The 18,454-nt window shown below is 27.6% G+C and carries 21 protein-coding genes; 10 read left to right on the forward strand and 11 right to left on the reverse strand.

What is annotated here, in order from left to right; all coding sequences use genetic code 4:
- The first annotated feature begins 3 nt into the window (after window positions 1–3).
- On the forward strand, window positions 4–846 hold the full coding sequence (locus tag FOY43_RS02350) for an alpha/beta fold hydrolase (protein WP_146308952.1): 843 nt from the start codon (window positions 4–6) through the stop codon (window positions 844–846).
- On the opposite strand, the gene FOY43_RS02355 is transcribed toward FOY43_RS02350, so the two are convergent.
- Complete coding sequence (locus FOY43_RS02355; protein ID WP_146308953.1) at window positions 803–2,023, reverse strand: YitT family protein; 1,221 nt, start codon at window positions 2,021–2,023, stop codon at window positions 803–805. The genes FOY43_RS02350 and FOY43_RS02355 overlap by 44 nt on opposite strands.
- A gap of 26 nt (window positions 2,024–2,049) precedes the next feature.
- The gene (locus FOY43_RS02360) at window positions 2,050–2,967 is read right to left on the reverse strand and encodes a nucleotidyltransferase (RefSeq protein WP_146308954.1); all 918 of its coding nucleotides are present in this window, start codon (window positions 2,965–2,967) and stop codon (window positions 2,050–2,052) included.
- Window positions 2,968–2,989: 22 nt separating this feature from the next.
- Here FOY43_RS02360 and FOY43_RS02365 point away from each other — a divergent pair, with 22 nt between their 5' ends.
- The 4 genes from FOY43_RS02365 (at window position 2,990) to ruvB (ending at window position 5,970) form a co-directional block, all read left to right on the forward strand.
- Entirely contained in the window at window positions 2,990–4,042 is a 1,053-nt protein-coding gene (locus tag FOY43_RS02365; RefSeq protein ID WP_146308955.1) for a glycosyltransferase family 2 protein, read from the forward strand.
- Between the two features lie 118 nt (window positions 4,043–4,160).
- Window positions 4,161–4,352 carry a 50S ribosomal protein L32 gene (gene rpmF / locus FOY43_RS02370; protein ID WP_006886861.1) on the forward strand — a complete coding sequence of 64 codons (192 nt, stop codon included), beginning with the start codon at window positions 4,161–4,163 and terminating at the stop codon, window positions 4,350–4,352.
- Window positions 4,353–4,442: 90 nt separating this feature from the next.
- Window positions 4,443–5,048 carry a Holliday junction branch migration protein RuvA gene (ruvA, locus tag FOY43_RS02375; RefSeq protein WP_146308956.1) on the forward strand — a complete coding sequence of 202 codons (606 nt, stop codon included), beginning with the start codon at window positions 4,443–4,445 and terminating at the stop codon, window positions 5,046–5,048.
- Complete coding sequence (gene ruvB / locus FOY43_RS02380; RefSeq protein ID WP_146308957.1) at window positions 5,023–5,970, forward strand: Holliday junction branch migration DNA helicase RuvB; 948 nt, start codon at window positions 5,023–5,025, stop codon at window positions 5,968–5,970. Before ruvA ends, ruvB begins: the two co-directional genes overlap by 26 nt.
- A 31-nt stretch (window positions 5,971–6,001) precedes the next feature.
- Here ruvB and fusA read toward each other — a convergent pair whose 3' ends face one another.
- The 7 genes from fusA to FOY43_RS02415 form a co-directional block, all read right to left on the reverse strand.
- Window positions 6,002–8,092: an elongation factor G gene (fusA, locus tag FOY43_RS02385; RefSeq protein WP_146308958.1), complete on the reverse strand. Its 2,091-nt coding sequence runs from the start codon at window positions 8,090–8,092 to the stop codon at window positions 6,002–6,004.
- A 14-nt stretch (window positions 8,093–8,106) separates the two neighbouring features.
- Window positions 8,107–8,577, reverse strand: a complete 471-nt coding sequence (gene rpsG, locus FOY43_RS02390) for a 30S ribosomal protein S7 (protein WP_006886865.1) — start codon at window positions 8,575–8,577, stop codon at window positions 8,107–8,109.
- 63 nt (window positions 8,578–8,640) lie between these two features.
- A complete protein-coding gene (gene rpsL, locus FOY43_RS02395; RefSeq protein ID WP_006886866.1) occupies window positions 8,641–9,054 on the reverse strand; it encodes a 30S ribosomal protein S12 in 414 nt (137 codons plus the stop codon).
- 166 nt (window positions 9,055–9,220) lie between these two features.
- Window positions 9,221–10,183 carry a hypothetical protein gene (locus tag FOY43_RS02400; protein WP_146308959.1) on the reverse strand — a complete coding sequence of 321 codons (963 nt, stop codon included), beginning with the start codon at window positions 10,181–10,183 and terminating at the stop codon, window positions 9,221–9,223.
- A 34-nt stretch (window positions 10,184–10,217) separates the two neighbouring features.
- On the reverse strand, window positions 10,218–11,141 hold the full coding sequence (locus tag FOY43_RS02405; RefSeq protein WP_146308960.1) for an RluA family pseudouridine synthase: 924 nt from the start codon (window positions 11,139–11,141) through the stop codon (window positions 10,218–10,220).
- A gap of 124 nt (window positions 11,142–11,265) precedes the next feature.
- Entirely contained in the window at window positions 11,266–12,639 is a 1,374-nt protein-coding gene (locus FOY43_RS02410) for an FAD-dependent oxidoreductase (protein WP_146308961.1), read from the reverse strand.
- A 161-nt stretch (window positions 12,640–12,800) separates the two neighbouring features.
- Window positions 12,801–13,301 carry a metallophosphoesterase family protein gene (locus FOY43_RS02415; protein ID WP_146308962.1) on the reverse strand — a complete coding sequence of 167 codons (501 nt, stop codon included), beginning with the start codon at window positions 13,299–13,301 and terminating at the stop codon, window positions 12,801–12,803.
- A 30-nt stretch (window positions 13,302–13,331) separates the two neighbouring features.
- Between FOY43_RS02415 and FOY43_RS02420 the strand changes: the two genes are divergently transcribed.
- Entirely contained in the window at window positions 13,332–14,045 is a 714-nt protein-coding gene (locus tag FOY43_RS02420; protein WP_236094556.1) for a PQ-loop domain-containing transporter, read from the forward strand.
- A gap of 10 nt (window positions 14,046–14,055) precedes the next feature.
- Here the strand turns inward: FOY43_RS02420 and FOY43_RS02425 are convergent, their stop codons facing one another.
- Both FOY43_RS02425 and rpmB read right to left on the reverse strand, forming a co-directional pair.
- The gene (locus FOY43_RS02425; protein ID WP_146308964.1) at window positions 14,056–14,562 is read right to left on the reverse strand and encodes a hypothetical protein; all 507 of its coding nucleotides are present in this window, start codon (window positions 14,560–14,562) and stop codon (window positions 14,056–14,058) included.
- A gap of 91 nt (window positions 14,563–14,653) precedes the next feature.
- The gene (rpmB, locus tag FOY43_RS02430; RefSeq protein WP_006886874.1) at window positions 14,654–14,848 is read right to left on the reverse strand and encodes a 50S ribosomal protein L28; all 195 of its coding nucleotides are present in this window, start codon (window positions 14,846–14,848) and stop codon (window positions 14,654–14,656) included.
- Between the two features lie 206 nt (window positions 14,849–15,054).
- Here rpmB and proS point away from each other — a divergent pair, with 206 nt between their 5' ends.
- The 4 genes from proS to FOY43_RS02450 all read left to right on the forward strand — a co-directional run bounded on the left by proS (window position 15,055) and on the right by FOY43_RS02450 (window position 18,448).
- Window positions 15,055–16,491, forward strand: a complete 1,437-nt coding sequence (gene proS / locus FOY43_RS02435) for a proline--tRNA ligase (RefSeq protein ID WP_146308965.1) — start codon at window positions 15,055–15,057, stop codon at window positions 16,489–16,491.
- 113 nt (window positions 16,492–16,604) lie between these two features.
- Window positions 16,605–17,006, forward strand: coding sequence for an MG284/MPN403 family protein (locus tag FOY43_RS02440; protein WP_146308966.1), 402 nt, complete (start codon window positions 16,605–16,607; stop codon window positions 17,004–17,006).
- Between the two features lie 4 nt (window positions 17,007–17,010).
- The gene (locus FOY43_RS02445; RefSeq protein WP_146308967.1) at window positions 17,011–18,045 is read left to right on the forward strand and encodes a hypothetical protein; all 1,035 of its coding nucleotides are present in this window, start codon (window positions 17,011–17,013) and stop codon (window positions 18,043–18,045) included.
- Window positions 18,035–18,448, forward strand: a complete 414-nt coding sequence (locus tag FOY43_RS02450) for an MHO_1590 family protein (protein WP_146308968.1) — start codon at window positions 18,035–18,037, stop codon at window positions 18,446–18,448. The genes FOY43_RS02445 and FOY43_RS02450 overlap by 11 nt, the downstream gene beginning before the upstream one ends.
- Window positions 18,449–18,454: the final 6 nt, after the last annotated feature.

The raw sequence follows: 18,454 nt of genomic DNA on the forward strand, positions 1-18,454 counted from the left end.
ATTATGAAAAAATTTAATTTTAATGGATATTTACTTGAATACTTTGAATTATTCAATAATAAAGACAAAAACTTAATATTTATTCATGGTTTTGGATCTAATATAGAATTTTTTAGTAAATTAATTACTAAACTTAGTTCTAATTATAATATTTATGGATTGAATATGCCTGCTCATGGTGATTCGGAATATTCTGAAAACTTAATGAATTTTAAAATGTTTTGTGAAATTTTTAGACAGTTCATGAACTTCTTGGACTTAGATAATATTACGCTAATTGGCCACTCCCTTGGTGGAGGCATTGCTGCCGCTAATTTAAATAATTCTTATAAAATCAAAAAATGTGTCTTAATTGGTCCGATGAATCCAACAAGTTTATCCAGAGTTAATGAATTTAACGAGTGTTTCTTCCCTAGAACAGTTAATGAATGAGAAAAACTAATAAAGCTTTGTTATTACAATCCCGAAATAATAATTCAAAATCCAGAAATTAGAAAAAGAACTGAAGCGTACTTAAAAGACTATTCAGTTGAACTTGACTATATTTATCAACTAGGTAAAGATCTTCCTTCAAGTACAAACATGGAAATAATTGATATTGGTTTAAAAAACTTTAATGGTGAAATAGGATTATTTTTTGGAGATCATGATGGAATAATCGATTTAAAAAAAATCACTTCTTATTATAGAAGTGTTTCAAAAAATTTGAATGTTTATGAAATCAAAAAATCCAGGACATTCTATTTGACTTGAAAATTGAGAGGATTTCATAACAAATCTTACAAGTTTTCTAGAAAAATAATTATAAACTGGTGTTTACATAAATGTAACCATCAGTTTTTTTAATGTCAATAACTGTAATTAAGATGTTTTTGTCATATTGTCTAATTAAACTGATTAAGTCGGCAGCATCAATATACATACAATTTGTGAAAATCATAAATTGCTCTTGTTTTGAGTAGCTTCCAATCACTTTTGACACACTGAAAGAAAATCTACTGCTACTGTTTTCGTGGATAGCATTCAACAACTGTTCATATTCTTTAGCAAAAATTTGGACTTGAACTGTTTTATATCTTGGGAAAATTAAGTTAATTGCAACTTGGAAAATAGCCATCATTCCAAGACCAGCTAAGAAGTTAGGACTAAATAAAACATCTAAAGCTAAAGTGTTTTCTTGAACTTGAGTCGTATCAATTTTTTCAGTGTTTAACGCTATAATAGCCGGTATAAAGTTTCCGATTAAATTTGCAAATATAAGAGAAATAACATTAAGAATAGTTAATACTTGACCTAAATCTTTATGTTTTTTCTTAGCAATCATTGTACCAAGAATATCAAATCCTCCAGAACAAGATTCTAAAATGAATAATGCACCAGTGAATACGCCATTTAAAGTTCCTCAAGCCAAACCATATAAAATAATTGAAACTTGTTTAGTTGCATCTGAAGACGAATTTCACAAGGTCATATATATAGTATATTCAGTAAATCCAGCTGGTGAACCTTTGTTAAGGTTAGCGAAAATAAACACATCTTCAACATTTGGAATAAATCCAATTATTAGTCCCACAAGAGTTTGTACAAATAAAAATAAGATTGTAAAATAGAAGAATCTTTTTGATAAATATTTATAACTAAGCAATAATAGAGGTATATTTAATATAAAATATAACACTCAGAAAATCAAGTTATATCAAAAATAAGAAACTTCCTGTGAGTAGCCATTGTATCTCAAAAGGAATTGACTAAGTCTTCCGATTGATTGACCTATAGCACTAAGACCTAATTCATACAATCCAGTGTTTTGGACAAGGAAAACTAGGCAAGCTCCATACAAAATTCCTATAAATACAATTAACAAAATTTGTTTGAAATTACTCTTGTTGTTATATAACTGAGAAAAGTACAGAACAGAACTTTGAACTTTTACTCTTTGATATGCGTTTTTCTTTTTAATTTTTACTTCTTGGGTTGTTTCTTTTTTAGTTTTATTATTTAAAATTTCATTATCTTTTTTCATGTTTTAAATTATATAATAAAATGCTTTTACTTCTTTATTTTAAGTAAAATAAATAACAAAGTTCTCTTAATTCTACTGCTTGTGTAACGCTTTGAAACACATTTTTGAACAAATGAATCGTAATCAGTGATATCGATGTGTTTTTTAAATAAATTTTCAATTCCTTCATCAACCATTTTATATTTTCTTAGTTTTTTAGGACTTGAATTTCTTATAATTTTTTGTAATTTTGGGTAAGAATCTTGAATTCTTTTTTTACTAAATCATTTTTTTGGAACTGGAGTGAATTTAGAAAAATCTTCACCATTAAAAAACATCTCTCTAATTTTTGTTGCACTTGCAAAAGAATCACTAACTTCTAATGAATGATAATTAACAGTACGTTCATGAGTTAAAGGAATAATATTCAAATTATTAAAAATAATTGTTTTTACATATTCATTAGCTAAAATATCATTAGGAAGTTCGATATTTCTACCGGATAATTCTTGTAATGCTAAATTTGTTGCTTTGGGAAATGAATTTCCTTTTTCTTTTAAATATTTTTTAACTAAAAAATTATATTTGTCTGAATTATTTTTGATTAAATTAGCACATTCGATAAAAATATCTATATTATTACTTTCACAACCAAAAACTAAATAATTTATTTTTTTTTTATTTAACTTAAATATTGCTTGCTGTGCAAAAATATGTGCAGCTTGAGAAGTATCCATCACATTCAACGGAATTACTTTTGATACACCATAACTTTTAGCCATTTTCTTTCTTTTTCTATAAGAAAGGATTGCTAATTCGCCTCTTTGAGTATATTTTTTACTTAAAGCAACAATAATTTGTGAATTTGGAAATTGTTTTTTTATTCAATTTATTTGAAATATATGACCATTGTGAAACGGATTATATTCCGCGATTATTCCAACTTTGATTTTATTATTAAACATATTATTATTGTATAATACAATTATGATAAAAAAAGATAAATTTAAGTCATCTTTTCAACCATTAATAAGTATTTTAATACCAACTTATAATATTACTAAATATTTTGATGATACTTTAAAATCTATAAATAATCAAACGTACAAGAACATAGAAGTTATTATTAGTGATGATAATTCAAAAGATTTCTTTTACAATAAATTAGTTAAAAAGGCTGAAAAATATCCTGACTTGAATATAAAGATTTATCATCAAGAAGAGAATAAAGGTGTTGCTTTTGCAAGAGATTTTTTAGTTGAAAAGGCAAGCGGAGAATATATATTTTTTCTTGATGATGATGACCGTTTATATTCAAGAAACACTCTTTTAAATATTATAAAATACTTAAAGCCAGACACAGAAATATATTCTGGCAATTTTGTATTTGCTTTTGATGCAATACCTTATAATCCTCATAAGAGTAATTATGTCAATTATTCGATTTACAATTCATCAAGAGCGTTAAATAACTCTGTAGATTACTACTTAAAAAAAATTACTTTTACTTGAGGTAATTTATTTAAAAAGGATTTTTTGATAAAAAACAACATTAAATTCAATGATTCTGGACTTAGAATTTTTGAAGATATAGCATCGCTTGGAAAAATCTACTTCTTATGTTCAAAATTTCAATATACAAATAAACCAACTGTGAGATATTTAAGAAGAAGAAATAGTTTATCAAATCTTAATATTGAAAAATTTAATGAAAAAATGCTATTTCTAGAGCAAGCTTATAGAATTAGCATTAATCAAATTAATGAGATATTAAAAAAACAAGATAATCCTAATTCAGAGGAAATAATAAATAAATTACACAATGCAAAATTTATAGAATTTCTTAATTTAATTACTCAGCATTATCTTAAAAGCAGAAAAATAAAAAGAAATAGAGAAATTATTGATAAATACATTTCGAATAATATTTTAAGAATAAAAAACGAAATTTTTCAATATGCAAAACTTAAGTTTTTTGCTAAAAATATGTATTATTTGCCTATTTTTAATAAAATTAAGAAAACTCTTAATGAGAAATAAAAACTTTTTTATATCTACAAAAAAATAAGCAATTATATTTAATTTTTGCTTTTATATTTTAAAAAAGTATATATAATTGTAATGCTAATTATTAGAACCACTTGAATAAGGAGGAAAAATGGCTATTGTACCAAAACGTAAAACATCTAAACAACGTAAACACAAGAGAAGAACCCACGATGCGCTAACAACACCTAACCTTGTTGCATGCTCAAATTGTACTCAATTGATCGAACAACACTGTGTATGCAGATTCTGTGGTTTCTACAAAGGAAAAAAAGTTGAAGGTTTTACACCAATCAACAATTAATTATATTAATAATGCACCTCTTTGGTGCTTTTTTTGTCCACTTTTTGTTTACATTCAAATTAACTAGCATATTAGTTTGGAGGTTAATATATGATACTTTATAAAATTGGTGAAATAATGCATATAAATGCACAAAATATAATATTCGAATCTAAAGGTGATGGATATTCGCTAATAGTACCTAATTCTGCACGTTTTAGTGCCAATCAAAAAGTTAAATTATTCATATACGAATATAAAAGTGATTATAGTGCTCAAACTTATGCTTTTAAAGACTATATGGAAAGGGTTCTATTTGTTGATTTAATATCATTAACCGGTATTGGACCTAGAATTGCAATGAATTTACTGGACAATGATTGAGAAAAAATAGCGAATTACATAGCTCTTTCTGATGTTGAATCACTTAGTAAAATTCCTTATGTTCAAGATAAGCAAGCTAAACTAATAGTGGTAAATTTACAAAACAAATGAAACAAAATTTTACTTAAAAATAAAGATATTACCAAAAACACAAATGAAATATCTAATATAAATGACGTAGTGTCCTCATTAAAGATCATGGGATTTAAAGAAAAACAAATAAATGAAGCTATAAGCAAAATAGAAAATAAAGGTGATGTTGAAGAAATGATTCAGAAAAGTATAGAATTCATTTCAAAACAAATGAATGAAAGTAGAATTACAACCAAGTAGTTTTGATGAATTTATTGGTCAAAGCAATGTAAAGAATACTATCAAAACTATGATTGATAGTTCATTAAGACAAGGGATTAATCTTGACCACATGTTATTCCATGGAATACCTGGTACTGGCAAAACTTCTTTAGCAGGTATAATTGCAAATGAGTTGAATAGACAGATACACTATGTTCAAGCTTCAAATTTAGAGAAAAAATCAGATTTAATAACTATTTTGACTTGCTTGAATGAAGGTGATATTTTATTTATAGATGAAATCCATTCGTTAAATTCAATAATTGAGGAATCGTTGTATAATGCAATGGAATATTTTGTTTTTGACTTAATAATTGGTGTTGATGCGAGTGCAAGAACTATGAGAATGAATTTGAAAAAATTTACTTTAATTGGTGCTACAACAAAATTCAATATGATTTCAAAACCATTCAAAGAACGTTTTGGTTATATCGCTCGTTTTAATAATTACACTAAAAAAGAACTTTGTAAAATTATAAGAAATAGCGCAGACAAATTACAAATAAAAATAAAAGATGAAGAAATATTACAAATTTCTTCCTTTTCCAACTTTACCCCCAGAATTGCTAACAACTTACTCAAAAGATGTAATGATTTTAGAATTTCTCTTAATAAAGATATAATTGACCAAGAAACGGTAAAAATTACTTTCTATAATTTAGATCTTTATAAATTAGGACTAGGAAAAGAACATGTTGATTATCTTAAAATGCTTAGAGAAAATTTTAACGATAAGTGAGTTTCGCTTGATACCATTGCGAATTTGATGAGTATACCTAAAGAAAATATTTTAATTAATATTGAGCCACTTTTATTAATGCATGGACTATTGATTAAGAGCTCCAGAGGTAGAAAAATTAGTTCATATGGTATTGATTATTTACTAGATTTAAAAAAATAAAAAATGCCCGTTAAATAGGGCATTTCTATTATTAATCTTCGTCTTTTGATTGAATATTTCTACGTTTAATAATTTCATCAGAAATATTTTTTGGAGTTTTTTCATAATGATCAAATTGCATTTGATATGTTCCACGTCCACTTGTCATACTACGTAAATCTGTTGAATAACCAAACATTTCTGAAAGAGGAACTGCAGCTTTAACAATTGTAGCTCCATCATTTCTTTGTTCTTGGTCATTAACAAGTCCTCTACGACGCGATAAGTCTCCGATAACATCTCCAATGTAATCACTAGGAACAACTACTGAAACATCCATAATAGGTTCTAATAAAACTGTTCCAATTGCATCTTTAGCTTTTGTAAGAGCCTTAGAAGCAGCTATTTTGTAAGCCATTTCAGATGAGTCAACATCATGGTATGATCCATCAAATAATGTAGCTTTAATATCAATCATTGGGTAACCAGCTAAAATACCAGCAGCCATTTTTTCTTCAAGACCTTTTTGAATAGGTTTGATATATTCCTTAGGAATTTTACCACCGACGATTTTGTCAACGAATTCAAACCCACCATCTGGATTAGGTTCAAATTTAAGTCAAACATGACCATATTGTCCTTTACCACCAGATTGTTTGATGTGTTTTCCTTCAACCTCTGCTGTTTTTGTGATTGTTTCACGGTATGATACTTGAGGTGCTCCAACTTTAGCTTGAACACCAAATTCACGTTTAAGACGGTCAACAATAATGTCTAAGTGTAATTCACCCATTCCGGCAATAATTGTTTGTCCTGTTTCTTCATCTGTGTATGTTCTAAATGTTGGATCTTCAGCTGCTAATTTTTGTAATCCTAATGATAATTTTTCTGTAGCAGCTTTTGATTCTGGTTCAAGAGCTTGTGAAATAACTGGTTCTGGGAATACCATTTTTTCAAGAACAAGTTTTTCTGATTTTTCTGAAAGTAATGTATCTCCAGTTGTTGTAAATTTAAGTCCAACTGCAGCAGCAATATCTCCAGCACGACATTCATCGATTTCTACACGACTATTTGCATGCATTTGTAAGATACGCCCAATACGTTCTTTTTCACCTTTTGTTGAGTTGTAAACGTATGTACCTTTACTTAAAACTCCACGATAAACACGGAAGAATGTTAATGTTCCAACATAAGGATCGGTCATAACTTTGAATGCTAAAGCAGCGAATTCACCATCATCTGTTGATTCAACATTAACTTGTTTATCCTCATATTCAGCTTTAATAGCTGGAATATCAATAGGTGATGGTAAGTAATCAACAACGGCGTCGATCATCTTCTTAACACCTTTATTTTTAAATGATGTTCCACAAACAGCTGGGAAAAATTCACTTGTTAATGTAGCTTTACGGATAGCTTCTTTGAAAGTTACTTCATCAACTTCAGCTCCATCTAATACTAACATCATAAGATCTTCATCATAGTTAGCAACAGCTTCAAGTAATTCTTGACGTTTGATTTCAACAATATCTTTTAATTCTTCTGGAATTTCAATTTCAAATTCTTCTTCAACGGCTTCACCATTATATGTGAAAGCTCTTCTTGTTACTAAATCAACCATACCTTTAAAGTCAGCTTCTTGACCAATAGGTCATTGAATAGCAACTGCATTTCCACCTAAACGTGTTTTAACTGATTTAACCGCAGCAGCAAAGTCTGCTCCAGCTTTATCCATTTTGTTAACATAAACAATACGTGGAACTTTATAATTTGTAGCTTGTCTTCAAACTGTTTCAGTTTGAGGTTCAACTCCTGATTGAGCATCTAAAACCGCTACAGCACCATCTAATACACGTAATGAACGTTCAACCTCAACAGTAAAGTCAACGTGTCCTGGTGTATCGATAATGTTAATTCTTTTTCCTTTTCAGAAAGCTGTTGTAGCAGCTGATGTAATTGTGATACCACGTTCTTGTTCTTGAGCCATTCAGTCCATTTGGCTGGCTCCGTCGTGTGTTTCACCAATTTTGTGAATTTTACCTGTGTGGAATAAAATTCTTTCTGTTGTTGTTGTTTTTCCTGCATCAATGTGGGCCATAATACCGATGTTACGGTAGTCTTTTAAGTCAAATTCTCTAGCCATAAATTAGAGTTTTACTATCATCTAAAGTGAGCGAAAGCACGGTTGGCTTCAGCCATTTTGTGTGTATCTTCACGTTTTTTGATAGCTCCACCTGTTTTGTTTGATGCGTCGATGATTTCGTTAGCTAAACGAACATCCATTGTTTTTTCATTTCTAAGACGAGCATATTGAACTAATCATCTTAATGAAAGTGTTTGTTTTCTACGAGGAGAAACTTCGGTAGGAACTTGGTAGTTTGTCCCTCCAATTCTTCTTGTTCTGATTTCTAATTGTGGAGTAATATTTTCCACAGCTGCTAAGAAAACTTCCATTGGATCTTTTTGAGTTTTTTCTTTAACAATTTCAAATGCTGAGTATAAAATGTCTTGGGCGATTGATTTTTTACCATCTAACATAATAGTATTAATTAACTTTGTAATTAAAACTGAGTTAAAAACTGGATCTGCAAGAACTTCTCTTATAGGTGCACTTTTCTTTCTTGACATATTTTTCCTTTCTTTGAATTTTTAATTTTTGTTTTAGTTTCTTATATTAATTAATTTTATTTATTATGCTTTAGGTTTTTTAGTTCCGTATAAACTACGACCTTGCATACGCTTGTTTACACCAGCAGCATCTTGAGTTCCACGAACGATGTGGTATCTAACCCCAGGTAAGTCTTTAACACGTCCTCCACGGATTAAAACAACTGAGTGTTCTTGTAAGTTGTGTCCTTCTCCTGGAATATATGCAGTAACTTCCATTCCGTTTGATAATTTAACACGAGCATATTTACGTAATGCTGAGTTAGGTTTTTTAGGTGTCATTGTAGCTACACGAGTACATACACCACGTTTGAATGGAGAAGCCATTTTTTTAGCTTTTTTAATTAATGTGTTGTAGGTTACACTTAAAGCAGGAGCGTTTTGTTTCTTAATTTTTGATTCACGTCCATTTGTAACCAATTGGTTAATTGTAGGCATTTCATTTTCCTTTCTTTTTTATTTGTTAAACCTATTATAAATAACTGTATTATTATATAACAACTTACCCGAGTGTATCGATTTTTTTTAGTTTTTTTATTCCTATAAAATAGGTGTTTTCGTAAAAATAAAACAAAAAAACAAATACATTAAAATATTTGTTTCATTATTTTTCTGTTTTTGTATAAATATATATTTTTTCTGCTAATTCTTCTTTAGTTAGATCTTCATATCCAAAAATATTTAATTTCTCAGCAATCTTGAATAATTTTTGATTTGGTAATTCTAATAATTTTTTAATTTCTTCTTCTCTTTGCGAATCTTCTTTGGATATGTTTTTTTCTTTACTATGCGAAGATTTATTTATTTCAAACTCTTCGGTTTCATCAACCTCTTTTGCATTTTGTTGAGCTTCCTCATCTTTAATATTTTGATATGAATTTGGATTTCTATAAAAATCACCCATAAATGGATTGTACATTCCATAAGGATTATTAGGATTTTGACTCATGTTTTCCTTCATCATTTTCATAAATTCTTCTTGTTGCTTCATGAATTCGATTCTAATAAATGCTTTTCTAATGGCTGATACTTCTCTTCCCAATAAAATTCCAAAAATTATAGTTATGACTGATTGAAAAATATTTAACCCCATAATTGCCAGAGGGAATTTACCAATCACATTTACATTTTTATAAAAAATACTAAAATCATCAATTAAAGTAAGAAAATTAATAAGATTGATGAAAACTGTAAGATAAACTAGATAAACAACTAGTTGATTCAAATGTTTAAAATTTTTCTTATCATAAGAACTCTGAACACCAAAGACATAAAATACTAATAGTGCTAAATTATAGATAACTTGTGTTATAACATTTTGTAAAAACTTTTGTTTGATGTTGTTTAAGTCACTCATAGTAAGTGTTTTAGAGCCGGCATCAATCAAAGAGGGATCTACATTATTAAAGTCTGCAAAGTAAAATAGAACGATGTTAATTATTGAAATTAATACAAGAACTAGTAAAAATGCAAAGTAACTTCAAACTCAAAATCTAAATGTCGATTTTTCGAAAGATCATAATTTTTCAGTTGTACCTTGTTTAAGGTAATCACTCTTTTTTAACATTTTATTCCTTTCTATATTTCATAATTTGTTTAAATTATAGCTTATTATTTTCTTTTAATTGTTCAAAATTGTAGTCACTAATATTGAATTGAATTGGCGGATTGCTATATAAAATAATATGTTTTTCTGTTATAGGGTGAATAAATTCTAATTTATATGCATGAAGTCTTTGATTAAAATCATCTACAGCATTTCCATAAACTGGATCTCCATAAACTGGATTTTTGATATAAGCTAAATGTACTCTTATTTGGTGAGTTCTCCCAGTTTCAAGTTCACACTTGACAAGTGATAATGGCTTATTTTCATAATAAAAAGTTTTTAATAGCTCAATATGAGTTATGGCCTCTTTTGAATTAACTGATGTTACAGTCATTTGTTGTCTATTTTTCGGATCTCGCCCTATTGGTAGATTTAATTTTATTTTACTTGAACTAAGGACACCTTCGCAAATTGCAACATAAGAACGTTTAATATTATGTTGTTTGAATTCATCAGTCAAAATTTTGTGAATCTCATTATTTTTAGCAATCATTAATAAACCAGAAGTATCCTTGTCAATTCTATGAACAATACCCGGTCTTAATAGTCCATTTTCATTAGATAAATTATTTTTAAAATGGTATAAAAGACCATTCACAAGAGTGTCATTTGTGTGACCTGGAGCTGGATGAACAACTAAATCGCTTGGTTTGTCTATTACCAATAAATCATCATCTTCATAAACAACATTAATTTCCATTTTTTTTGGCTTAACATCGGTTTCTTTATCTAATAATCTAACTATTTCTATTATTTGACCTTCTCTAACAATATATTTAGGCTTTATAACATTTGTTCCATTAACAAAAACTGCTCTTTGTTCGATTAAAGACTTAATATCATTTCTTGAAATTTCAGTATTATTGCTGATGTATTTGTCAATTCTTTCTTTGTAAGTTACTTCTAATTTAATCATATTGATTATTATACATAATAACTTTTTTTAATAATATGAATTCAAAACTTTTCTTATTCATTTTTTCACAACTAAATTGCAAAATAAAAAGTCAAACTAATGACTTTTCTTGTTGTATTATAAATTAAGCCTTGTATTTAATTCCTAATGCATTTAACATAGGCATTAAGAAGAAATTGAATGGCTTGTTGAAGTGTGGTAAGAAGAATACGTCTGTTAAAGCAATTTCTGGAAGAGTCATTCTTCTTTGAATTGCTAATGCAAACATATAAACAACTTCAACGTGAATGTCTTTTTCTCATGAACCAATTTGAACACCAAGAAGTCTTAATGAATCTCTTTCATAAGTAATCTTCATTGCTACTTTACTGTAGTGACCAACAAATTCACAACGGTCATTATCCATTCAATATTCTTCACCAATATTATCAGCTTTTAATCCGGCAGCAACAGCAGTTTGTTTTGTAAATCCTGTTGAAGCGTAGTGACAGTCAAATACATTAATTGCATTTGTTCCAGCTACACCCGGAAATGGAACGTGAAGTCCAGCTAAATCTAAAGCAGCAACTAATCCAGATTTAACAGCATTTGTTGCCAAAGCAACGTGTGAGTAATCATTTGTTACACAGTTTTTAAGTGCACATGAGTCACCAATTGCATAAATATCTTTATCTGAAATTGAACGTTGAAACTCATCAACCTTAATAGCACCGTTTGGTAATTTTTCAACATCGGCTAAAGCATCAGTTCTAGGTTTAAATCCAATACATAAAATTACTAAATCGGCTTTAAATTGATCTTTGTCTGTAACAACAGATGAAACATTAACTCCATCCTTTGAAGTAAATTCAACAACTTTTTGACCTAGCGCTAATTTAACACCAGATTTTTCCATTCTTTGTTCCATTTCATGTGTGAATTCTTCATCGAAATAATTAGGGATAACTCTTTCTTGTAAGTCAATTAATGTAACATTTTTACCTTTTTGGTGGAATGCTTCAACTAATTCAACTCCAATGTATCCAGCGCCAACAACTACAACATTTTTAACTTTCTTATCATTTGCCTTTTCAACAATTTCTTCTGCATGTTGGTAAAGTTTTGATAATAAAATGTTTTTGTATTCACGTCCTTTGAAAGCTGGTTCGATTGGTCATGTGCCACCAGCAAACACTAATTTATCGTAAGAATCAGTAAATTCTTTACCACTTTTGTTATCTCTTACAACAACAGTTTTCGAAGCTCTATCAATTTTAATAACTTCATGGTTTGTTTTTAAATCTACACCATATTGATTTCTTAAAATTTCTGGTGAAGAGTAAAATAAAGCAGAAGGGTCACTAAAAGCTCCACCTACTCAAATCGCAATTCCACACCCTAAAAATGATGTGTTAGTATTTCTATCATATGCTACAACTTCAGCATTTGGATTTACAGTTTTAAGGGTTCTTAAAAAAGAAGTTCCAGCGTGGTTGGCACCTACAACTAAAATTTTCATAATATCCTTTCGTATAAATAAAATTATTAATTGAATTTATCTATTTTTTCATTAATAATTAAGTTTATTTTATCACTTATTAACTTAAAAATAGATTTTTTTCATAAATGTGGAAATGTGGAAAATCACTGCTTTTGACAATTACAAATATTTATTTTTAACTAAAAATTCTTGAATTCTACACTTAAAATCACTTTATTTTTAAGGTCTATTTTAACTTTAGCATAACTGAAAGAGCTACCAAAACGTGGATAAGTTATGCTACCTGGGTTTATAAACGCTGGATAGTTATCTTTAGATTCAAAATAATTTGGAAAATGAGTGTGTCCATAAATGATTAAGTCATTATTTTTATATTTTAAGAATGTAGATCTTAGTTTATGATAATCCATTAAAGTGTTATAGTTTCCAAATTCATGTCCATGAGTTAAGACAAACTTAAAGTTAGAAATTGTAACTTCAACAACACTATCTAGTGAACTTAAAAAATCATTGTTTCCACATACTGCAAAATTAAAATGTTTGTTAACTCAACTATCATTTAGCTCACTGTCTCCACTGAAAAAAGAAATATCATAATTTTCATGTTTTAAAATTTCTTCTGCTTTACGATAATTGCCATGAATATCAGACATACATAAAATTTCGATTGTTTCATTCATAATCTAATTATAAAAAAAATAAAATAGTTTATGATTTTAAATATGCTACAAATTTTTAATGATATATCTAATTATGCAACAATTATTTTTACAGTTGCATTAAGCATTCCACAATTAATAAAACTTTTAAAAGATAAAAAAACAGGGGAAATCAATTTTTATTCATTTTGAATTTTTCACATTGGAATCTGTTTATGAGTTTTCTTCGGTGCATTAAGCAATACGGAAAACCCTTATATTTTAAAAAATGTTGTTATTGCAGACGGAATTAGTTGTTTGCTAAATGGTTTAATGACATACATGCTTTACCACTTCAAAAAGGAATTTAGTAAAAAAATAAAACTTTATGCAGCCTTAGGTGTTTTAGTATCTTGAATAATAACCGGAACAATGGTAATACTTTATATTGCTTTACCAAATTTCAGACTTACTCCTTTACAAAATTCAATTTTCGGAGCTATAGCACCGGCATTTACTACTTTCTCATTTTTACCTCAATTGATAACATCAATAAAAACAAAACAATGAAGAGGAATCACTTCATGAATGTTTGTTTTATATGAAGTTAATAATATTTTCTGAATAATCTTCTGAACAACTTCAATGGGATTAAATGGCATTTTATGGGACTTGGTAATAGGTTTAGCATGACAAATTGTTTCGCTTTGCATTTATGCGTACCAACTTACAATGACAGTTATTGATGAACAAAAATTCAAGAAATCTCAAAGAAAACAAGCGTAAGAAAAGAGCTCTAAAGCTCTTTTTTCATTCTTTTTACAACTTCATCAATATCAAAAAGTGAGTAACCAATCAGACCAGTTTCTTCATCGAAATCAATCATAATAAAGTCACGACAACCATCAAATAAGAATCTACCAATTATTCTAAGAGCAGTGTCATTTCCTTCGACTTGTCTCACAGATTCACTATAAAATTCAACATCCGTAGGACAAAAATTATCAAATAGGAATTTTTTTAAATCTTTTGTTATATTTTTTAATTTATATTTATTAGCAAGTTGCTCTCACATTTTTTTAGTCTTTGGCAAGTCTTCCACAAGACAATCAATTGTAAAAAATACAATATCATCAAACTCATTAATCATTTCTTCAAAAATATTCAATGTATCATCATCTATGTATGTTCCTGGCTCAGTTAAAATTCTGAAAAAATCAAGTTCTTCTTTACCTTCTCAAACTAGCCCATCAGGATCATTAAAATTTATTTCTCCAAAAAAACGGTGTTTTTTTACCTTCATTCTACTCCTTTGCATTTTAAATATTATATATAGTAAAGGACTAAAATAAATAAAAAAAACTTAATATTTTAAGTTGATCAATCTTAAAGTATTAAGCAATAACATTATTTTTCTTAAGAGTTTTAATTGTTTTAGCACTAACTCTTAAAGTTTTTGTACCAGAAGCAGTTTTAATTTTAACTTTTTGGAGATTAACATTAAATTTTCTTCTTGAAGCGTTCATAGCATGTGAACGTTTATTTCCAAATTGTGGTCCTTTACCTGAAATTTGATCTCTTCTTGACATGAGGACTCCTTTCTAATATATTAGCTAATAAATAGGCTTATTTATTATATAGAATTTTTTAATATAGCAAAAAACTTTTTTATCCAGAATCAAAAGTTTATAATTTAACCAAAAATGAAAACAAACTTAAACTTTTTACACAAAACTAGTGAACTTTTCATGCACAAACGATTTACAAAAAAAGTAAAAATGGTATAATGGTCAATATGAATAAATTAGAAAAAATTACACCTTTAGAACAAGACTTTGCTAAATGATATACAGACGTAGTAAAACAAGGGCAATTGATTGCTTATGGACCTGCTAAAGGTACATTAGTTTTTAAACCAAATTCTTACGGAATTTGAGAATTAATTCAAGAAAACTTGAATAAAATCTTTAAGCAAAAAGGAATTCAAAACGTTTATTTACCTCTTTTAATACCTCAAAAGTTATTTGAACTTGAAAAAGAACATGTTAATGGTTTTAATCCAGAATTAGCAACCGTAACTAGGGTAGGAGACCGAGAATTATCTGAAAAATTCTACATCCGCCCTACTTCAGAAGTTTTATTTGCCAACTTGTTCAAAAATTCAATTGAATCTTACAAAGATCTTCCAATTATTTACAATCAATGAGCTAATGTGCTTAGATGAGAGAAGACTACTAATCCATTTTTAAGAAGCAGGGAATTCTTATGACAAGAAGGCCACACATGTCACTCTAATGCTTTAGAGGCAAGAAAATTAACAAGAGAAATGATCAAGGTTTATGCAAAATTCTTGAAGAAATATTTAGCTATCCCTGTTATTATTGGTAAAAAAACTTCACACGAAAAATTTGCTGGCGCCTGTTCAACATATACAATCGAAGCTATGATGAAAGATGGAAGAGCATTGCAAGCTGGAACCAGCCATTATTTAGCTCAAAACTTTTCTAAGCCATATGAAATTATCTTTAAAAATCAAGACAATGAATACATCAATGTATTCCAAACTTCATGAGGTGTTTCTACTCGCTTATTAGGAGCAATTATTATGACTCACGGGGATAATCATGGAATAGTGATACCTCCTAGAGTTGCGCCTACACAAATTGATATTTTAGAATTATTTGCTGATAAAAATGATGAGGTTAAAGAAGTTTCTAAAAAGTTAAACAAAGAGTTATCTAAAAAATGAAGAGTTAGAGTTGATTCAACTAATAAGAACCCTGGTTTTAAGGCAGCAAACAGTGAAATTCAAGGAACCCCACTTAGAATAGAAATTGGGCCAAGAGATCTTGAAAATAAAAATGTGACAGTTGTAAGAAGAGATACACTAGAAAAAATTACTGTAAAAGTTAAAGACATCAAAAACCTTGTCGGAACACTTTTAGACGATATTCATGAAAATCTCTATGAAAAAGCATTAGAAAGATTGAATAAGAACAGTGTTACTGTGTTTACTTATGATGATTTTAAAAAAGAAATTAACAATGGTAAATTTGTAACAGCACCATTTTGTTGTTTAGATGAAGCTGAAGTAAAAATCAAAGAAGAAACAGGAGCATCAACTAGATGTATTCCTTTGAAATTAGATAAACCTGAAAAAAACAAAAAATGTATTTTTGAAGAATGCAAAAAAGAAACAAACAGATATGTTGTTTTTGCTAAATCATACTAATTTATAACTATTATAAATAAGTGTCTCGCCACTTTATTGTGGAAAAAACACTTATTTTTTATTTTATTTTTCTTCCAATTTGTTCAATGTTAATATTTAATTGGAGGTATTAGATGAGAAATGATGAAAAAAGTATGACAAAAAGTCAGATAATTAAAAATATAGTTGAAACAAATCGACTAGGAAAGACAATAAATGAAATTAGAAAGAATGGACAAAGCAATAATTCAATACAATATCAACTACCTAAAGATTTCCAAATTGATTGAGAAGATGAGGATATTGACTGAAATTGAGAAACAGAATATGTTAAATTTATACTAAAAAATATGACAAAAATTAATTCTATGATTATAGAAAAAACATATATACAAAATAACAATTTAAAAGATAAAAATTGATATAAGGAATATTTTTCAAAAACTACTTTCTATAAAAAGAAGAAACAAGCTGAATTGGAGTTTTTAACACTTTATTTTGCAAGTAGGACTAATAAACAATATATCGCACATTAGCGAATTGAATAAAAAGAATATTTTAGATCCTTATACTTTTTCCTCGCACTTAGTAGTTCATAACAATATTGAAAATAAAAATGATCAAATAGACGCAACAATTTATTTGGTTCGAAATTTTAGAAATAACAAATTTTCGTTAATATTTAAAGTAAATAGAAAATTTAGTAATCCCTTTAAATATTTAAATGTTAAATTTGACATACAGGTAAATGGCAAATATTTGCTAACAAATTCTAAAAAATTTAGTGAATATGGCTTGATTTTGGATGAAAACTTAAATCTTCCTATTAATAAACTTGAAAAAATTAAAATAATAGTTAAAAATGATAAAGAAACATTATATGAGAACGAAATAATCAAATCAGATAACATAGTAAAAAATTTTTATTTAGAGACTGAAGAACAATATTTTACATTCAAAATTCCATATACTTATAAATTTGAAACATCATCAAATGAATTAAAGAACAAAAGAAGCATTTTTAACCTTCAAACGTTTATGAAATTTAATGAAATTAATCAAAATACTAATTTATTTTCTTTTTTTTCTTCTAATTTCAGCAAAATATCAGATGACGATGTTTTTAAGAAAGTAAATTTATTTTTTCCTAAATTTCTTAATTTTAAAATCAAGGATAAATTAAGCAAAAAAGAAATCAAATTGATGGAACAAAGTAAGTCGTTTGATCCAAATTTTATAAATGAAAACGATAAATTAAAATTCAAAAATATTAATGTAGTTTTTAATAATGATCAAGAATATAATGAACTATTAAATAAAAATCTTATAAATGACTTAACACTTTTTTCATTCGATGTTATTGATATGTGTGTAAATATAAAACACAAAAAATTCTATGAAGAAAGTGCTTTAGAAACAAAAATAGAAAAGATAGCTATATCAATTCAAGATATTAATACACTCCAAAATAACCTTATACAAATTAAAATTGAAGATTGAGTAGAATTTATAAATTTAGAACGAATTTCTTATGAAGATTTTATTATTTATATAAGAAAAAAATATGAAATTTAGTAAATCAAATCTAATAATTTTTATTTCGGTAATTAGTATTGGGTTAGTGGCTGTTGGTTCATTTTACATTTATAATAGTGTGTTTAAAGTTGAAAAAAATATGATTAAAGAAAATAAAAATCAGAAACAAGCGGATGAAATTAAAAATCAAAGTATTTTTCCAAATATTGATGACTCATATTATCAAGAATTTCTAATAAAAAATGATTTTGGGAACAGTAAAATCGACGATAAATTGGTAATCACTTTTATTAAAGATATTTTAAAAAGAATGTCCGTTAGTTACGGTTCAATATCATTCAAATCGGAAATAACTGAAAAGAAAATTATAATAACCTTACAATGACAACACAATGAAAAATTCGAAGTAAAAAAATATACGTTCCAAATTAAAACTATATAATTAAGT

The organism is Mycoplasma anserisalpingitidis (assembly GCF_007858495.1).
Classification (GTDB): domain Bacteria; phylum Bacillota_I; class Bacilli_A; order Mycoplasmatales; family Metamycoplasmataceae; genus Mycoplasmopsis; species Mycoplasmopsis anserisalpingitidis_A.